This is a genomic window from Peribacillus sp. B2I2 (assembly GCF_041261685.1).
Classification (GTDB): Bacteria; Bacillota; Bacilli; order Bacillales; family DSM-1321; genus Peribacillus.
In genome coordinates this window covers 3,395,651-3,411,874 of sequence record NZ_JBGCCB010000001.1, presented here as the reverse complement: position 1 = coordinate 3,411,874, position 16,224 = coordinate 3,395,651, and the positions used below count along the sequence as shown (strand labels likewise).

The window sequence follows — 16,224 nt, the reverse complement described above, 5'->3', positions numbered from 1 at the left end:
ATGCGTTACTTAAATTATATTAATGGAAAATGGCAAGAACCAACTACAGGGGAGTATAAGGAAAATCTTAGTCCCCATAATGGAGAAAATTTAGGGGAATTTCCATCTAGTGCGGCGGCTGATTTACATGATGCAGTTGCAGCCGCAAAAAATGCATTTCCAGATTGGAAAAAACTGTCGTTTCAGCAACGGGCTTCATACTTGCAGAAAGCAGCTGATATTTTGAAAAAGAATGTGCAGGAAGTAGGTCAGGATTTGATAAAGGAAGAAGGGAAAACATTCTTGGAAGGGATGGGGGAAGCCAACCGTGCCGCTAGCATACTTGAATATTATGCTGCTGAAGCTCGGCAGCCACTTGGGGAAGTAATTCCTTCAACTAATGCCAATACATTTTTGTACACTACTCGCACTCCGCTCGGTCCGGTGGGATTGATTACACCATGGAACTTTCCTATTGCCATCCCTGTATGGAAATTGGCGCCGGCCCTGATTTACGGGAATACAGTCGTGATTAAACCGGCTGATCTTACACCTAAGTCTGTCTATCATGTGATGAAAGCATTAGATGAAGCCGGTCTTCCAGCTGGTGTCATTAATTGTGTGTTCGGAAGAGGTTCCATCATTGGTGCTGCATTGGTGGAACATCCGGATGTGAAGGCTATATCTTTTACCGGCTCGAATCAAGTAGGTCAGCAAATTCAAAAACAGGCCATTGAACATGGGAAGAAAGTGCAAGTGGAAATGGGAGGGAAAAACCCGCTCGTCGTCCTCGCTGATGCTGATCTTGAAAAAGCAGTTGAAATTGCTGTAGGAGGAGCTTTTAAATCCACGGGGCAAAAATGCACAGCAACTAGTAGGGTGATTGTGGAAGAAGGAATTTACGAGGCTTTCCGTGAACGTCTTGTCGCGCGTACGAAAGAATTAAAAGTGGGCGACCCGCTCAATGAAGAAACATATATCGGTCCTGCTGTATCTAGATCACAACGCGATGGTGTGCTTGATATGATTGATGCTGGGAAATCAGAAGCGACGCTTTTGTGTGGAGGAGAGATTCCGACAGAAGAGGAATTGGCGAACGGTTTTTATGTCAGGCCGGCTATCTTTGAAAATGTTCCTCAACATGCCCGCATTGCACGGGAAGAAATATTTGGGCCAGTCATCGCTCTTTTTAAGGCCGGAAACTATGAGGAAGCAGTTATGATGGCGAATGATACAGAGTATGGATTGAGCGCAGCAATTTGTACGAATAATTTAACGTCTGCTCAACGGTTTATTGAAGATGTCGAAGTGGGTCTTGTACATGTCAATTCGGAAACAGCAGGAACCGAACCGCAAATGCCATTTGGCGGATGTAAAAATTCAAGTGCAGGCAGCCGTGAACAAGGAAAGAGTGCTGTTGAATTCTATACAGAGGTCAAGACAGTCTATATGGATCGGATATAACTGGAAATTGAAAATAGTAAGTATTAAGCGTTGAACTTTAAAAAATTAGCTAATTATCTGGAGGGATTTTCGATATGACTACGAAAAAAGAAAATGTACAGTTTAGCCCAACATTACCTTATTCACGGTATGTTGATCCAGAGGTATTTAATGAAGAAAGAAAAAAGATTTTTAGGAAAAATTGGATATTGGTGGGGCATGCCAGTCAAGTTGAAAAAGTAGGCGACTTCTTGACTTTAGATGTCGCCGGAGAGCCTATTATCGTTTCTCACGGAACTGATGGAGAACTGCGTGCTTTCTATAATATTTGTCCTCATCGTGGAATGAAAGTGGAAAACTCTGATAAAGGAAATAAAAAAGTTTTACAATGTGGATACCATGGATGGACATTCAAATTAGATGGAAATGTAAATAGAGCTCCTAATTTTAAAACGAATCAATTGGGAGTACACAGTTGTATGAAATCCATTCGTTTAGAAGTTCAGAATGCTATGATTTTTGTCAATCTAGACAAAAATGCACCTTCCTTGGCAGAAGCATATCAGGAATTTCTAGAGGAAATGAAAGAGTATCACTTCTTTCATTCTCTAAAACTAGTTAGGGAAACCCGGCGTGTAGTTAAGGCTAATTGGAAAGCTGTTGTTGACAACTACCTTGAATGTGACCATTGTTCCATTGCTCATCCAGGCTTTGCAAAATCTTTTGATCTAGCGAACTTTTGCACAACGACACACGACAAATTCACCTATCAATATATGACAGCAAGCAAGAATTCTGAAGGTGACCAAGCGCGCTTTTATTGGATTTGGCCAAATATGATGATTAACGTTTATCCAGGAGACGGAAATGTGAATACCATTCAAGTAATACCTGTTGATGCAGAGACGTCGCTAGGTATTTATCGTGATTATTCCCTTAATGAAAAAACAACAATAGAAAAAGAAGAATATTTTAATTTCGTTGATCAAGTACGCCAGGAAGATTTTGAACTTGTGGAAAAATTACAAAAAGGATTAAGTTCTCAGGCGTTTACAAATGGTATCTTTTCTCCAACTGAACATGCTGCAGTCTATTTTCATGAACTTATTGATAAGAACCTCCATGACTAATTATTGTGCAGCCCAATTGAAATAAACGTCATTTAAGAAACGTTGATACAGAGAATTTGCAAGATATTTTATTCAACCTTTTTTGGCAGGAATCTATCGTAAAGTGGTCTTGCCCGAATAAGTAGAAGTTTAAAAGCGAAGCAACCAACCAGTGTGAATCGGAAGTCTACCCGAGCATACTGGTTGAGTTGTTTTTTAAATGCGCTAATCGTTTGTTAACTTATTTCAACGACCGATAAAGTTATAAAAATTCACGAACTTTTTTTTGTATTTACTCATTGTGTGAGGATTTGTTCTTCCTTTGTTGTTCCTCGGCAAGAAACTCAATAAAAACATTCATGGCAGATAGCGGATGCTCATTTACCCTTTTAAAGTAATTACTTTTTCTGGCATCTGTTAAATAGTTGCTTTTTTTGATTCTCTCCAACATATATTTTTGACTCATTTTCACTATTTCTTTTTGGTTGTGCTTGTTTTCTTTTAATAGGGCAAATCCTACAGCTCCCACCAATGCATAGATTCCAAGTGCGGTTTTCGAAATGAGTAAGGATTCGCTCTTAAATAAAAGGAAAAAAAGGTTAATGATGGAAAAGCCTATCATCACCGTCGAAAAAAATCCGTATTTCAAATTTTTCTTCAACAATGGGGATAATGATGATTGAAGTTGTTCGATTTCGGCTTGCATGAAACCCGGTATTTTATTTATTTTAATATTCATTGTTTCCTCCTTATTACCTCCAAAAAGTATATGCTATTAAAAATCTCATCTATTTAATGAAACAGGAAAAGGAACCTAATAGTATAATCTTATCTTTTGGAAATGCATTTGTCATTTAATATACATCTTGGAATCCTTTAAGGGAAAAGTAAAAGAGAAGGTGAAGCAACAGGGGCCATGACTAATAGGGGTGCTGCAGTTATTTTCATGAGCTAAACTTATACTTAGCTTTTTCTCATTATTTGAATCCAGTTGAAAGTTGGAGCACTTATCTAAGGACAAGGCATTATCCATTCCATTGTCCGGGCTCTATTTGGAACTGGCAGTATGTTAAGGGACAAACAAATATCCTTTGCCATAATATCTTAACAAAGGTATAAATAATGAATGAAATATGGTAAAATAGTCCTCAAATGGAAACCTTACATTTCGTTTTTTCATTATTAATATTTATGGATGGCCATCTCGCGCCTTTTTTTGTCATAAATACGTGACTATTGTGGTATTTTGTTCATTTAAATCGAGTTTTGGTACAAATCAATATATAATTAGAAAGCGAGATAATAGTTTCAAAGATTAAGGAGGGACATAGAATGATGGAATGGGCTCTAGTCATTTTGTTTGGTGCAGCAGTTTTACTGTTCATTTTATCGTTTATTAAAAAGGATTCTGTAAAAGTGGACAGTCAATTGGAGCAGATTGCTAGCACTTTTGGGGATGAAATGAATGTATTACAGGAAAAAATCAGGAACATCGAGATAGATGCTGAAATTACGGTGCAAGAAGCAGGCATTCTTGCAATGTCTTCCGAAAAGCGGAGCTTGTTGCGTGAAGTACTCGACCTACATAAGCGAGGCTATTCATTCGAAAGCATCGCACTGAAAACAAAACAGACAGAAAATGAGATAGAAAACTTGCTTACTCCTTACATTAAAACGAAGAATGAAAGGAGTAAAGTGGCCAATGACATCTAAATCAATGCGCAGCTTTGCCGGAGGCCTTATTGTTGCAGCAGGTTTGTGCGGTGCAGTGTACTTCTTTGTTCCAGGTGAAGCGACCGGTACATCAGAGAAACTATCGGAAGATGATATGAAAGAGTCCCTGGCTTCTGAAGGGTATGTCATACATTCCGAAAAAGAATGGGAAGATCAGATTGCTGAAGCAGAGGCAATTAAAGATAAAGCGGAAGCGGAAAAAGAAACTGTAAAAGAACCAACAGAAAAAATCATATACCGTACAGTTCTGACAGTGTCTAAAGGCTCGACAAGCATCGATGTGGGTAAAAACCTTCAAAAAGCAAAAGTCATTAAGAATGCCTATGGGTTTTCTGATGAGGTTGAAAAGAAAGGCAAGGCCAACGGATTACGTCCTGGAACATACGTGGTAGATAGTGAGATGACGACGGAAAAGATCATATCTATCATATTTAAATGACAAAAAACGACCATCCATATGATGGTCGTTTTTTATATGCAGTCAACTTTTTTGAAGCAAAACGTTAACAATAAGAAAAAAGATCTGATTAAACCAAGTGTAATTTTCAAGTTTTCTTTACCTTAACCTTTGTCCGAACTCCGGCCCACACTGCAATGATAAGACCTCCAACAGTATCCGCGATCAAATCTATCATTGTATCTTTATTTCCCCCGCCTTGTAATGTCATTCCGAATAATTGATCGGAACCAAATTCGTAGATCTCCCATATAACACCACCAAGTGCTGAGAAAGAGAGGGTAAACAAAAAGACAAACCAAGGAGATATCTCTTTACCTGCATTTCTGTATATTAAACGTTCATATAAAGCAATACCTGTAAAAGCAAGAAGGGATCCGCTTAGTAAATGTAAGAGTGTGTCCCACCACCCCAGACCATACCAGCCTAAAATAGATCCTAAATATTGTGAACCGAATAAGAAGACTAAATAGGAAATGATAATTGGCAGATTGAATTGAAGCTTGGTAAATAGGGCCAATAGAAGGGGAATTGCTCCACATGCCACTCCTCCTATCGAAACCAGGGATTTGAATGTTTCATCGGTTGTATAGTAAAAGATAGATAAAGCCGCCATGAAAAGGACATACACTAAACTTAATAAAATAACTAGCTTTCTATTCATATGATTACCTCAACAAATCATTATAATTTTGATTTTTTTATACAGGAATAACTGGAGATAAGCAGACCACCGATAAGACCGCAAATTATATCGTACATGGTATCCTTATTACCGCCTCGCTGCATGGTATGAGTAAAAGTTAGATCACCTACATACTCATAGACTTCCCAAAGGACAGTGGCAAGGACTGCAAGTGAGAGTACAAAAAGAAAGGGGACCCAGCTTGATATATCTTTTCTCGACTTTTGAGGAATGAATTTTTTATAAAGAGCAATTCCAACAAAACCCACGAAAATACCCTTGTAGAAGTGAAGGGTAGAGTCCCACCATTTTAAATCCACATAAAAATTTGCGATTGACCCTAAAAATGTCGTACAGAAAACAAAAACATAATAACCGATTATGATTGGAATGTTAAAAGGATTATTTTTCACAAATAGTAATGAAATGGGCAACGCACTTACTAATATTCCCCCTAAAGCTACCATCCATCGGGAAGAATCATCTTTTATGAGGTAAAAGATGAGTAAAACAGTCATGAATACTATAAAAACCAGACTAAGTATAATGATTATTTTATGTTTCAATATATCACCTCATTCGTAACTTCATTACGATCATATCCAATTTATTCTTAATGCAACCGTCATTATCTGATATAGATCTTTATAAGCAGCTAACTCTGGCTGGAGAGGTGCTTTCTGATAATAGTCTCGATTTCAATCTCAGGGTAATTAGTTATTAAAAAGTTGATTTTGGTCTTTGCTGAAGCTTTTTAATCATTTTTTTAATTTTAACCATGATTAGCAATGATAAAGGCATGACCAGACCAAAAGTTAATGCATAAAAAAACCAAATATTTTTATTGAATTCCCCGGATGATTGGACCGTTGGAAAAATAAATAATGAAGAAAGAATCATGATCATCCCTAATACTGTAGTAAATGGACGATAATCTTTTATATTAAATATATTTGCAAATACCACAACCGATACATAAAAATACAACACCGTTCTGGTATAGGTTGTAATGATCCAAATCGTAGCAATTATAGCTTCGATTCGCGTCAGGAAATTCCCTACATTTATTTTTTTTGCCATCGTATAACTTGGCGCAATATTTCTTGCTGTGGTATCGGGCCCAAGAACCAAGATATCCAGCATGATAACAAGGGTTAAAATGATTCCTCCAATCAATGTCCCAATATAAAAAGCTTTTCCCCCTTTTTTACTTTCATTGACTTTTGAAGGGAAAATCATTAAAAACATAACGGGAGACAGCGTGAATACGCTGACGTAAAAAAGTGTCGCACGTATAAGAGGTTTGGCGCCATTCTCTAATACTGGATGTATGTTTTGAACATTCGCTTGAGGTATGACAGAAATTAAAAAAATAGTAAGTAATATTAGAACAGGTATGAAGAAAATTTCCAATGTGCGTGTAAAAGTTTCAATACCAAGGCGAGCTGTCAAGATCACTACTACAGCTAACAATATATTCAATGCTACAAGTGGTGTATCCGGCATCCAAAAAGTTTTAATGAAATTCCCCACATAATAAGTGGTCTCGGCAGCGGTGGAAAAAGACCAGAAAAAAATGTGAGGTTAATTACCTTTCCTAATAACCTGCCGAAAACCTTTTCATTTATTTGATCTAAAGCGAGATCAGGATATAAATTTCCCACTCTGATGAAGAACCATACAAAAATTAAAGCAACTCCTGTGCCAAGTAATGCAGCAAGCCACGCATCCTGCTTTGCAAAACCAGCTAAAGGAGAAGGAGTATGTAAAATAACCGTTCCAACCGAATACAAAAGGATTAAAATCATCAATTGATGTGATGAAATTTTGAAACTACTAGGCATTCTGATTCACCTTTTTGTTTGTTCCTTCCTTTTTAATACTCCTTAGTTTTGGCCATTTTATGTTCAAGTTATTCAAATAGCCATATTAATTTGAAACAATTAATGATCATTACAATAATTTTATTTGAATGGATATAATTGCATCCAAGGTGAAAACATATTTTTAACATGCTTTTGATTAGAGGGGGTTAGCATTGAAATCTCGAGTTCCTATCCCATTGAAGAAGTTAATTGAAGATAAACAATCAGTAAATAATAAAAAACAACATGCAGACCTAAATCAGAGCGGAAATCCAAACTCAAGCAAAACTGAAAAAAATAATCAAACACTTCAAGCCAAAAACCGAAGTCAAGACTCAAATAATGATCATACCAAACTTATATCTTCTGATCTTCAATTTAATTTAGACCATATTAAGAAAACGTTAGGAAATAGTTCAGACATAGTCACAAGGGATTTTCAAGCAGGTAAAAATGGGGAGATTAAATTAGGCATCGTTTACACCGATGGATTAACTGATTCAGCATCAATCCAAGATTTTATCCTCGACACTTTGATGGTGGAAATTCGGAACTCGGACTTGGACGTAAAGGTCCTTAATCCCTCTGACTGTTTTGAAATGATAAAATCACATTCGCTGCCTGTAGGGGGAATAGTGGAAATAACTGAGTTTCAAAAACTTTTTCATCATGTTTTATCGGGAGACACAATGTTATTGATGGACGGCTCCCCAATAGGAATAGCACTCGGCTCAAGAGACTGGGTCGATCGCGGAGTTCAGGAACCTTCCTCACAAACAGTAGTAAGGGGACCAAAGGATGGGTTTACTGAAACGCTGCGAACAAATACAGCTTTAATACGCCGTAGAATAAAAGATCCTAACCTATGGCTTGAAACAAAACAGATTGGAGAAAAAACGCAAACAGATGTTGCAATTATGTATTTAAAGGGTGTTGCCAATGATAAAACGGTTTCAGAATTACAAAGCCGGTTAAATCGAATCAATATAGATGCCATTCTTGAGAGTGGCTACATTGAAGAGCTTATCCAGGATGAAGTATACACTCCTTTTCCAACCGTTTATAATACGGAACGTCCTGATGCTGTAGCCTCTGCAATTTTAGAAGGAAGGATTGCGATTCTCGTTGACGGAACGCCATTTGTCCTTGTCATCCCAGCACTGATGGTGCATTTTTTCCAGTCCAGCGAAGACTATTATCAACGGGCGGATATTGCAACATTAATTCGAATATTACGGTATTTATCCTTTTTCCTTGCATTGCTTACACCGTCACTTTATGTAGCTGTCTCAACCTTTCATCAAGAAATGCTACCTACACCTTTGCTCATAAGTCTGGCTTCACAACGAGAGGGTGTTCCATTTCCAGCTTTTGTAGAAGCGATGCTGATGGAGGTTGTGTTTGAAATCTTGCGTGAGGCAGGTGTGCGGATGCCTAGGGCAATTGGTTCATCCATTTCCATCGTAGGTGCATTAGTTATTGGGCAGGCTGCTGTCGAAGCAGGGTTCGTTTCTGCAACGATGGTTATCATCGTGTCCTTAACAGCTATCTGCAGCTTTGTGTTCCCATCCAATAGTATGGCCATGGCTTTTCGGATGCTTCGATTCTTGTTTATGATCCTTGCTGCTACTTTTGGATTATACGGGATCATATTGGGTCTGATCGTGATGGTCCTTCATTTAAATAGCATACGATCTTTTGGATTACCATATTTAGCTCCAAATGCACCATTTATTTTACAGGATCAAAAAGACAACATCATAAGGATGCCGCATTGGTCATTATTAAAGCGGCCTCGTTTGATCGGTAAAAATGATACAGACAGAGGAGATGTCAGTTCTCCGAAACCACCTAGATAAAATGATGAGATTATGAGGGTTCACGATGCAAAAAATGTTAAAGGTATTTTTAATATTACCTATAATTTGTTTATCCGGCTGTTGGAGCAGCATTGAGTTGAATGAACTAGCCATCGTTACTGCCATGGGAATTGACAAAACAGAAGATGGATATCTTGTAACCGTCCAAGTTCTAAATTCGAGTGAGCTGGCAGGTGATGCCAGGTCTGGTCGCACGGAAGTTGTGACCTTCAGGAAAAGCGGTGCAACCATTTTTGAAGCAATAAGGGGCTTATCAACTGATGTACCAAGAAGGATTTATGTATCCCATCTTCGTGAGGTTGTCTTTGGTGAGGAAATGGCCAGGGCAGGAATTGCGAAACCTCTGGATGTCCTTTCCCGACAAAAGGAGATGCGTTCGGATTTTTATATGACAGTTGCGAAGGGTTCAACTGCTTATGATACGCTTAATGTGCAAACTGCTCTTGAAAAAATACCGGCAAATAAAGTTTTTGACTCCTTGGAAAATTCAGAGAGCAGGTGGGCACCGACAAGGACGGTCACTTTGGATGAACTGGTCAGCAGTATGGTCAGTAACGGTAAAGAGGCCATGCTAACGGGGATATACGTTTATGGTGATCCCGAATCCGGAAGCAATGTGACGAATGCACAAAATATTTCCCCGAAATCCGGTTTGCGATTGGACTATCTTGGAGTATTCAAGAAAGATAAACTGGTCGGCTGGTTAAATAAGAACGACAGTAAAGGTGTTACCTACATTACAGATCATGTTAAGTCTACGGCGGTAACCATTCCATGTGAAGGTGAGCAAATTACGATCAACACGAATAGGTCAAAAACGAAAATTAAGGGGGAAATGGAAAAAGGAAAACCGAAAATTGATATAAATGTCACGTCAGAAGGGAGTATAGGTGAAGTAGAATGCAAAATGGACTTAACCAAACCGGAAAAAATCAAAGAATTGAATGAAAGATATGGAAAAAATATTAAAGGTAAAATAGAAGGATCGATCAAAACGCTTCAAGAGAAGTATCAAAGTGACATCTTCGGTTTTGGTGAAGAAATTCATAGGATCGATCCCAAAGCTTGGAAACGTTTAGAAAAAAATTGGGAACAGGAATTCGCAAATCTGGAAGTGAATGTAACCGTTAAAGCAAAGATTCGCAATTTGGGCACCATATCAGAATCCTTTCAAAAAGATATTGAGGAGTAATGATCAATGTGGGCAATCATTGGAACAGTGTGTACTGGAGCTTTAATTTCATTTTTCGAAATTCCTCCACTTCTTAAAAAGAAATGCTGGAGGGAAATTATCATTTTTATATTATTGCTTTTAATTGGTATGACGTTGAGTATTTTAATAATCAAGGATATTACCATTCCCACTCCTATAGACTGGATAACAAAAATATATAGTCCACTCGCTCATTTCATGGATCGTATTCTATCTTAGGGAGGTGTCTTACCGAGTATGCTCGAAAAAGGAAAAATTAGCTCTGGTGAATTTCTAATATTAGTCATCATATTCACAATAGGAGGAGCGATCCTCACTTTACCTTCCGTACTTGTCTCATTTGCAAAACAGGATGGCTGGATTGCCTATATTATTGCAACTCTCTTTGGTTTATGTTTCGTTTTCTTATATAACAAACTTGCCTCACTTTATCCATCCATGACTTATATAGAGGTTAATGAAAAAATATTCGGGAAATGGATCGGGAAAATATCTGCCATGCTTTTTCTTCTTTATATTTATTACCTTTCTTCGGCGTTACTTAGTGAAATTGGGAATTTTTTTTCGACACAGGTTCTGGTTGAGACACCAATACAAATGATAATGATTTTGTTTATATTAACAAGCTTGTTTGGTGCACGGCTGGGATTAGAAGTCATCTGCCGGACTGCAATTATCTTTTTTCCGTGGATTGTAGTGCTGCTTTTCATATTATTCTTATTTCTTATACCTGATATCAAAATCGAAAAAATGCAGCCTATATTTGAAGGGGGCATGAAACCGATAATGAAGGGGGCATATCACTCTTTAGCACTTCCTTATGTACAGCTTGTTTTCTTTTTAATGATCACACCATTTGTAAACGAAAAGGCAGCAATGAAGAAAAACTTTTATATAGGGACTATAATAGGGGGCTTCGTTCTATTCTTAGTGATCATTTTCAGTATCCTCGTATTAGGTGCTGATAATACAACAAGACTAACCTATCCTTCTTATAAACTGGGGATGAGGATTAGCATTGGTAATTTTTTTGAAAGGGTCGAGGTCATTGTGGCCTTCATTTGGATTTTTACAGAATATTTTAAGTTGACCATATGCTTTTATGGACTCGCCTTAGGACTAGCTCAATTGCTAGGTCTGCAAAATTACAAAATCCTTCTTTTCCCATTAGCTTTTCTAATTCTCACTTTTACAATCTTTTCGCATCCCGATATAGTGCATTATCAAAACTTTATGTCTATAGCCTGGACACCTTTTTCCTTAACCATTTGTTTTTTTATGCCGTTATTATTATTAATGGTTGGAAAAATAAGAAAAAAATTAGAGAAGCCCTAATGTAAAGATAGGTAGTTTTGACGGTTCCCAGTAGCTTAAGGTGTATTATTGGATGTCCCAGTGGATGCTGATGCTAGGTATACCCGAAGCTCAAACAGTAAACGAATCGAAACAGGCAACAAATTAACTTACCATGTAAATTTTTGATAAGAAAAGGAACTATGATGAATAATTCACAATTTGAAAGTGTTTCATGATGTTTAAAAGGTTGAAAAAAATAAATATTCTGACAAATATATTGACTAAAGAAACTTCATGAATTAATATAACAATATATAACATTACATAATGTTATATACAAACTTTAAGGGAGTGGAAAAATGAGTAAATCGGTTATTAACGTAAAGGGTAATGTGAAAACAGTATTGGATCAATTAAAAGGCAGGAAAATTAACAATATTTATTTTGTAGCATGCGGGGGATCTTCTGCCATTATGTATTCAGCTAAGTATGTACTAGATCGTGAAGCTAAAAATATAACTTCGGATTTATACAGTTCAAATGAGTTTATACATCGTGATCCAAAACAACTAGGGAAGGAATCTTTAGTAATTTTATGCTCTATGTCTGGAACAACTCCTGAAACAGCAGAAGCTGCCAAGTTTGCAAAAAGTAAAGGTGCTTTTACAGTGGCATTAACGAACGAACCAGCATCTCCATTAGCCCAGAATTCGAACCTCTTCATTAAATATGAATGGGGTAATGAAGTTAACGCCTTTGATACAAACCTCAGTGTCTTATATCAACTGGTTTTTGGTGTTCTTCATATAGCTGAAAACAATGAAAAGTTTGGAAAACTAGTATCAAGTTTAGAGAACTTACAGCCAGTGTATGAAAAAGCGCTAGAGCAAGAAGCTTCTAAAGCAAGAGTATTCGGACATACTCATGCAAACGAACCTGTTATCTATACAATGGCAAGTGGTTCCAACTATGGTCCAGCCTATTCTTTTAGTATTTGTATCTTAATGGAAATGCAATGGATTCACTCACATGCCATTCACGCTGGTGAGTACTTCCATGGCCCATTCGAAATTATTGACGAGAATGTACCGTTTATCATTCTTTTAGGATTGGATGAAACAAGACCATTAGAAGAAAGAGCATTATCTTTTTCTCAGCGTTATGGAAAAAAGCTTACTGTGTTAGATGCAAAACAGTATGATCTTGCTGGTATCGATGAAGAAGTAAAAGGATATATTGCACCGCTTATCTTAAATCGTGTATTACGTCAATATGCAGAAGAATTAGCCGAAGCACGTAATCATCCATTAAGCAAAAGGCGCTATATGTGGAAAGTAGAGTACTAACAGTTAAAGAAAACTTAATATTCTGTATATTTTATTTACGAATTATACTATAATGTTTTATAACATTATAGTATAATTTCCTGATGATAAAAGCACTTATTAAAAGGAGGGGTATTCTTGAGAAAAATCATACTTATCGTAGCATCATTTTTAAGTTTATCTTTATTGCTAGTGGGATGTTCTGGTGAAAAAACATCTTCAGAATTGGATGTGGGAAAAACTACCTTGACATTTTTTCATAGGTGGCCAAAGGAGCCGGAAAAAACTTACTTTAATGAAGTTGTAAAAGAATTTGAAAAACAAAACCCCGATATCAATATTAAAACCGAAGCAGTGCTAAACGATTCGTATAAAGACAAAATTAAAGTAATGACTGGTACAAATAATCCACCTGATATTTTTTTCTCATGGAGTGATGAATTTGCCAGTCAGTTTGTGCGAGGCAATAAAGCTTTGGATTTAACTTCTTATTATAAAAACGATCCTACATGGTCTTCTCAACTTGTTCCATCCCAAGTCAAACCATATACATTTAATAAAAAGGTGTATGGTGTCCCCGTAACAATGGATGGGAAAATGTTTTTCTATAACAAGGATGTCTTCGAAGAATTGAACATACACCCACCTAAAACATGGAATGAATTAATCGACGTATTAAAAGTGTTAAAAAAGAATGACTATACAGCCCTTCAATTCGGTAGTCAAGATACTTGGACAATTTCACATTATGTGGGCTCATTGAATCAACGCCTTGTTAGTCCTGAGGTGCTGACAATGGATTATAATCGAAAAACCGGAAAATTCAAGGATGGCGACTACATAAAAGCGCTTGAAAAATTCAAAGAGTTGTTACCTTATTTTAATGACAATACGAATTCAATAGATCATGAATATGCAAGGCAGCAATTTTCAAATGGTAAAGCCACTATGTTTTATTCAGAAACGGCAGAAATTGAGCTATTTGGACCCACTAAGTTTGAACTTGGAATGTTTAACTTTCCTGAAGTGGAAGGAGGAAAGGGTAATCAAACAAATCTAACGGGATCGCCAGAGGGCTTTATGATATCTTCCAAGACGAAGCACCCAAAAGAAGCGATGGAATTTTTAAAGTTTTTAACCAGCAAACAGATGGGAGAAAAACTAGTCACTGATGTGGGCAAGTATAGTGCGGTTAAAGGTACAGTGAATGAAAATAATTCTTCCCCAGAACAGCTGGGAGCGGTTCAAAGCATTTTAAATGCAAATGAAATGGCCCCTTGGTTTGACATGAGCATCGATGCACGTGTTGCAGATGCCTATTTAACAGGAACCCAAATGATGTTAAATGGAGATAAAACACCTAAACAAATTATGCGTGATGTTCAAAAAGCTGCTGATACTGTCAGAATTGAAGCGGGAAAATAAGATAAGACCATTTTTCCGTTTTATAAGGGAGTGATATTTTAATGATAAAACGCGATAAACTTGTACCTTATCTGTATCTTCTTCCGGCATTAGTTTTTTTACTGCTTGTTTATATCCCGATATTCCAGAATATTGGCGATAGTCTGTATAATTGGAGTACTTTTTCACCAGATAAAGCATTTGTTGGATTGGATAACTACTTTACTTTACTTAAAGATCCCGTATTTTATGAAGCGTTAAAAAATAATATCCTTTATGCTGTAATTTCAATTATTTTCCAAGTGTTTGGAGGGTTAATTGTTGCAGCTATTTTGGAAGATAAATTAATTCGTAAATTTTCCCCTATCTTTCGAACCGTCTATTTCTTGCCAGTCGTCGTTTCAATGACAGTCATAGCTTTATTGTTTAGTTTTTTTTATAACCCGGAAGTGGGATTGTTAAATCAGTTTCTTGAAATGATTGGATTAAATAACTTAGCAAAACCATGGTTGGGTGATAGTGAAACGGCAATCTATGCAGTTATTGCTGTCTCACAGTGGCAATCGATTGGTTATATAGCCATGTTATATATCGTATCCATTCAAAAAATTTCACCTGAACTATATGAAGCGGCTGAAATGGATGGTGCGAATAAAATTAAAACGTTTTTTCACATTACGGTTCCAGCAACCAAGGAAATGACATTTGTAGCCGTAATACTAACACTTACCGGTGCTTTTACAGTGTTTAATGAGCCATATATCTTAACCGGAGGAGGACCGGGAACTTCTTCTGAAGTACTGAGTACCTATTTATATAAAACGGCCTTTTCAAAAGATATGATGGGATATGCTTCAGCCATTGCTACGGTTATCTTGATTATTACGTTACTTATTTCTCTTGTTCAAATGAAAATATTTAAAACAGGAAAGGAGGACTCATGATGGAGATGCCTAAAACAACTATCGTAGTACCGGATCTAGTTGTGGAAAATCAAAAATATTTAAAGAAAAGAAAAGGTAAAATGAGTGTAACGCTTGTCTATGCAGGTTTGATCACCTACTTTCTTGTTGTTGCATATCCCTTATTATGGATGGTCATCAGTTCTTTCAAAAGCACAGAGGAAATTTTCAACCATAGTTGGTCACTTCCTCATACATGGTTGTTTGAAAACTATGTAACAGCTTGGAAAAGTGGGATTTCTTCTTATTTTTTTAATAGTGTCATTGTTACTGGCTTGACTTGCATTCTTACGTTATTAGTAAGTGCATTGGGTGCATACGGATTATCACGCTTTGAATTTCGTGGAAAGGCTTTCATTTTAGTCATATGCTTAGGCGGATTGATGTTATCTCCCCAAGTAAGCTTGATCCCTTTGTATAATATAATTCAGAAGCTAGGTTTATATAACACCCATTGGGCGTTGATTTTACCTTATGTAGCATACAGAATTCCGCTAACCATCTTATTGATTCGGGCCTACTTCCTGTCCATTCCGAGAGAACTGGAAGAGGCTGCACGGTTGGATGGATGTACGAACCTTGGAATCCTTTTTAGAATTTTCATTCCTATGAGTGCGCCAATTTTATTAACTACGACAATTTTAACAGCTTACTATACATGGAATGAATTTATGTTCGCCATCATCTTCATAGACGATGATAGTTTACGTACAATACCAGCCGGTTTAATGCAATTCCGGGATGCATTGCAAACCGATTGGGGAGTATTACTTTCTGGATTAACGATTTCAGCGGCACCTATCGTCATTTTATTTTTATTCATGCAAAAGTATTTTATCCGTGGAATTGCAAGTGGAAGTGTAAAATGATAA

17 protein-coding genes are annotated in these 16,224 nt (G+C 36.9%); 12 read left to right on the top strand and 5 right to left on the bottom strand.

The window, feature by feature from the left end; translation table 11 throughout:
- Complete coding sequence (locus ABIE66_RS16770; protein ID WP_370015602.1) at positions 1-1,443, top strand: aldehyde dehydrogenase family protein; 1,443 nt, start codon at positions 1-3, stop codon at positions 1,441-1,443.
- Positions 1,444-1,517: 74 nt separating this feature from the next.
- Entirely contained in the window at positions 1,518-2,552 is a 1,035-nt protein-coding gene (locus ABIE66_RS16765; protein WP_289325541.1) for an aromatic ring-hydroxylating oxygenase subunit alpha, read from the top strand.
- 271 nt (positions 2,553-2,823) lie between these two features.
- Here ABIE66_RS16765 and ABIE66_RS16760 read toward each other — a convergent pair whose 3' ends face one another.
- The gene (locus tag ABIE66_RS16760) at positions 2,824-3,270 is read right to left on the bottom strand and encodes a DUF5392 family protein (RefSeq protein ID WP_370015600.1); all 447 of its coding nucleotides are present in this window, start codon (positions 3,268-3,270) and stop codon (positions 2,824-2,826) included.
- Positions 3,271-3,863: 593 nt separating this feature from the next.
- On the opposite strand from ABIE66_RS16760, the gene ABIE66_RS16755 reads away from it, so the two are divergent.
- Positions 3,864-4,244, top strand: a complete 381-nt coding sequence (locus ABIE66_RS16755; RefSeq protein WP_289325539.1) for a hypothetical protein — start codon at positions 3,864-3,866, stop codon at positions 4,242-4,244.
- Positions 4,234-4,704: a hypothetical protein gene (locus ABIE66_RS16750; protein WP_370015598.1), complete on the top strand. Its 471-nt coding sequence runs from the start codon at positions 4,234-4,236 to the stop codon at positions 4,702-4,704. Before ABIE66_RS16755 ends, ABIE66_RS16750 begins: the two co-directional genes overlap by 11 nt.
- A gap of 106 nt (positions 4,705-4,810) precedes the next feature.
- Here the strand turns inward: ABIE66_RS16750 and ABIE66_RS16745 are convergent, their stop codons facing one another.
- The 4 genes from ABIE66_RS16745 to ABIE66_RS16730 form a co-directional block, all read right to left on the bottom strand.
- Positions 4,811-5,386: a DUF2238 domain-containing protein gene (locus ABIE66_RS16745; protein WP_370015596.1), complete on the bottom strand. Its 576-nt coding sequence runs from the start codon at positions 5,384-5,386 to the stop codon at positions 4,811-4,813.
- Positions 5,387-5,406: 20 nt separating this feature from the next.
- The gene (locus tag ABIE66_RS16740; RefSeq protein ID WP_370015594.1) at positions 5,407-5,973 is read right to left on the bottom strand and encodes a DUF2238 domain-containing protein; all 567 of its coding nucleotides are present in this window, start codon (positions 5,971-5,973) and stop codon (positions 5,407-5,409) included.
- Positions 5,974-6,127: 154 nt separating this feature from the next.
- Positions 6,128-6,913 carry a GerAB/ArcD/ProY family transporter gene (locus ABIE66_RS16735; RefSeq protein ID WP_370015593.1) on the bottom strand — a complete coding sequence of 262 codons (786 nt, stop codon included), beginning with the start codon at positions 6,911-6,913 and terminating at the stop codon, positions 6,128-6,130.
- Entirely contained in the window at positions 6,892-7,251 is a 360-nt protein-coding gene (locus tag ABIE66_RS16730; protein ID WP_370015592.1) for a GerAB/ArcD/ProY family transporter, read from the bottom strand. Before ABIE66_RS16730 ends, ABIE66_RS16735 begins: the two co-directional genes overlap by 22 nt.
- 194 nt (positions 7,252-7,445) lie before the next feature.
- On the opposite strand from ABIE66_RS16730, the gene ABIE66_RS16725 reads away from it, so the two are divergent.
- The 8 genes from ABIE66_RS16725 to ABIE66_RS16690 all read left to right on the top strand — a co-directional run bounded on the left by ABIE66_RS16725 (position 7,446) and on the right by ABIE66_RS16690 (position 16,221).
- A complete protein-coding gene (locus ABIE66_RS16725) occupies positions 7,446-9,131 on the top strand; it encodes a spore germination protein (RefSeq protein WP_370015590.1) in 1,686 nt (561 codons plus the stop codon).
- 25 nt (positions 9,132-9,156) lie between these two features.
- Positions 9,157-10,344, top strand: coding sequence for a Ger(x)C family spore germination protein (locus tag ABIE66_RS16720; protein WP_370015589.1), 1,188 nt, complete (start codon positions 9,157-9,159; stop codon positions 10,342-10,344).
- 6 nt (positions 10,345-10,350) lie between these two features.
- Positions 10,351-10,584 carry a hypothetical protein gene (locus ABIE66_RS16715; RefSeq protein WP_370015588.1) on the top strand — a complete coding sequence of 78 codons (234 nt, stop codon included), beginning with the start codon at positions 10,351-10,353 and terminating at the stop codon, positions 10,582-10,584.
- 18 nt (positions 10,585-10,602) lie between these two features.
- On the top strand, positions 10,603-11,700 hold the full coding sequence (locus ABIE66_RS16710) for a GerAB/ArcD/ProY family transporter (protein WP_370015587.1): 1,098 nt from the start codon (positions 10,603-10,605) through the stop codon (positions 11,698-11,700).
- Between the two features lie 320 nt (positions 11,701-12,020).
- Positions 12,021-13,007, top strand: coding sequence for an SIS domain-containing protein (locus ABIE66_RS16705; RefSeq protein ID WP_370015585.1), 987 nt, complete (start codon positions 12,021-12,023; stop codon positions 13,005-13,007).
- 117 nt (positions 13,008-13,124) lie between these two features.
- Positions 13,125-14,411, top strand: coding sequence for an ABC transporter substrate-binding protein (locus ABIE66_RS16700; protein ID WP_370015584.1), 1,287 nt, complete (start codon positions 13,125-13,127; stop codon positions 14,409-14,411).
- 41 nt (positions 14,412-14,452) lie between these two features.
- The gene (locus ABIE66_RS16695; RefSeq protein WP_370015583.1) at positions 14,453-15,334 is read left to right on the top strand and encodes a carbohydrate ABC transporter permease; all 882 of its coding nucleotides are present in this window, start codon (positions 14,453-14,455) and stop codon (positions 15,332-15,334) included.
- On the top strand, positions 15,334-16,221 hold the full coding sequence (locus tag ABIE66_RS16690) for a carbohydrate ABC transporter permease (protein WP_370015581.1): 888 nt from the start codon (positions 15,334-15,336) through the stop codon (positions 16,219-16,221). The genes ABIE66_RS16695 and ABIE66_RS16690 overlap by 1 nt, the downstream gene beginning before the upstream one ends.
- Positions 16,222-16,224: the final 3 nt, after the last annotated feature.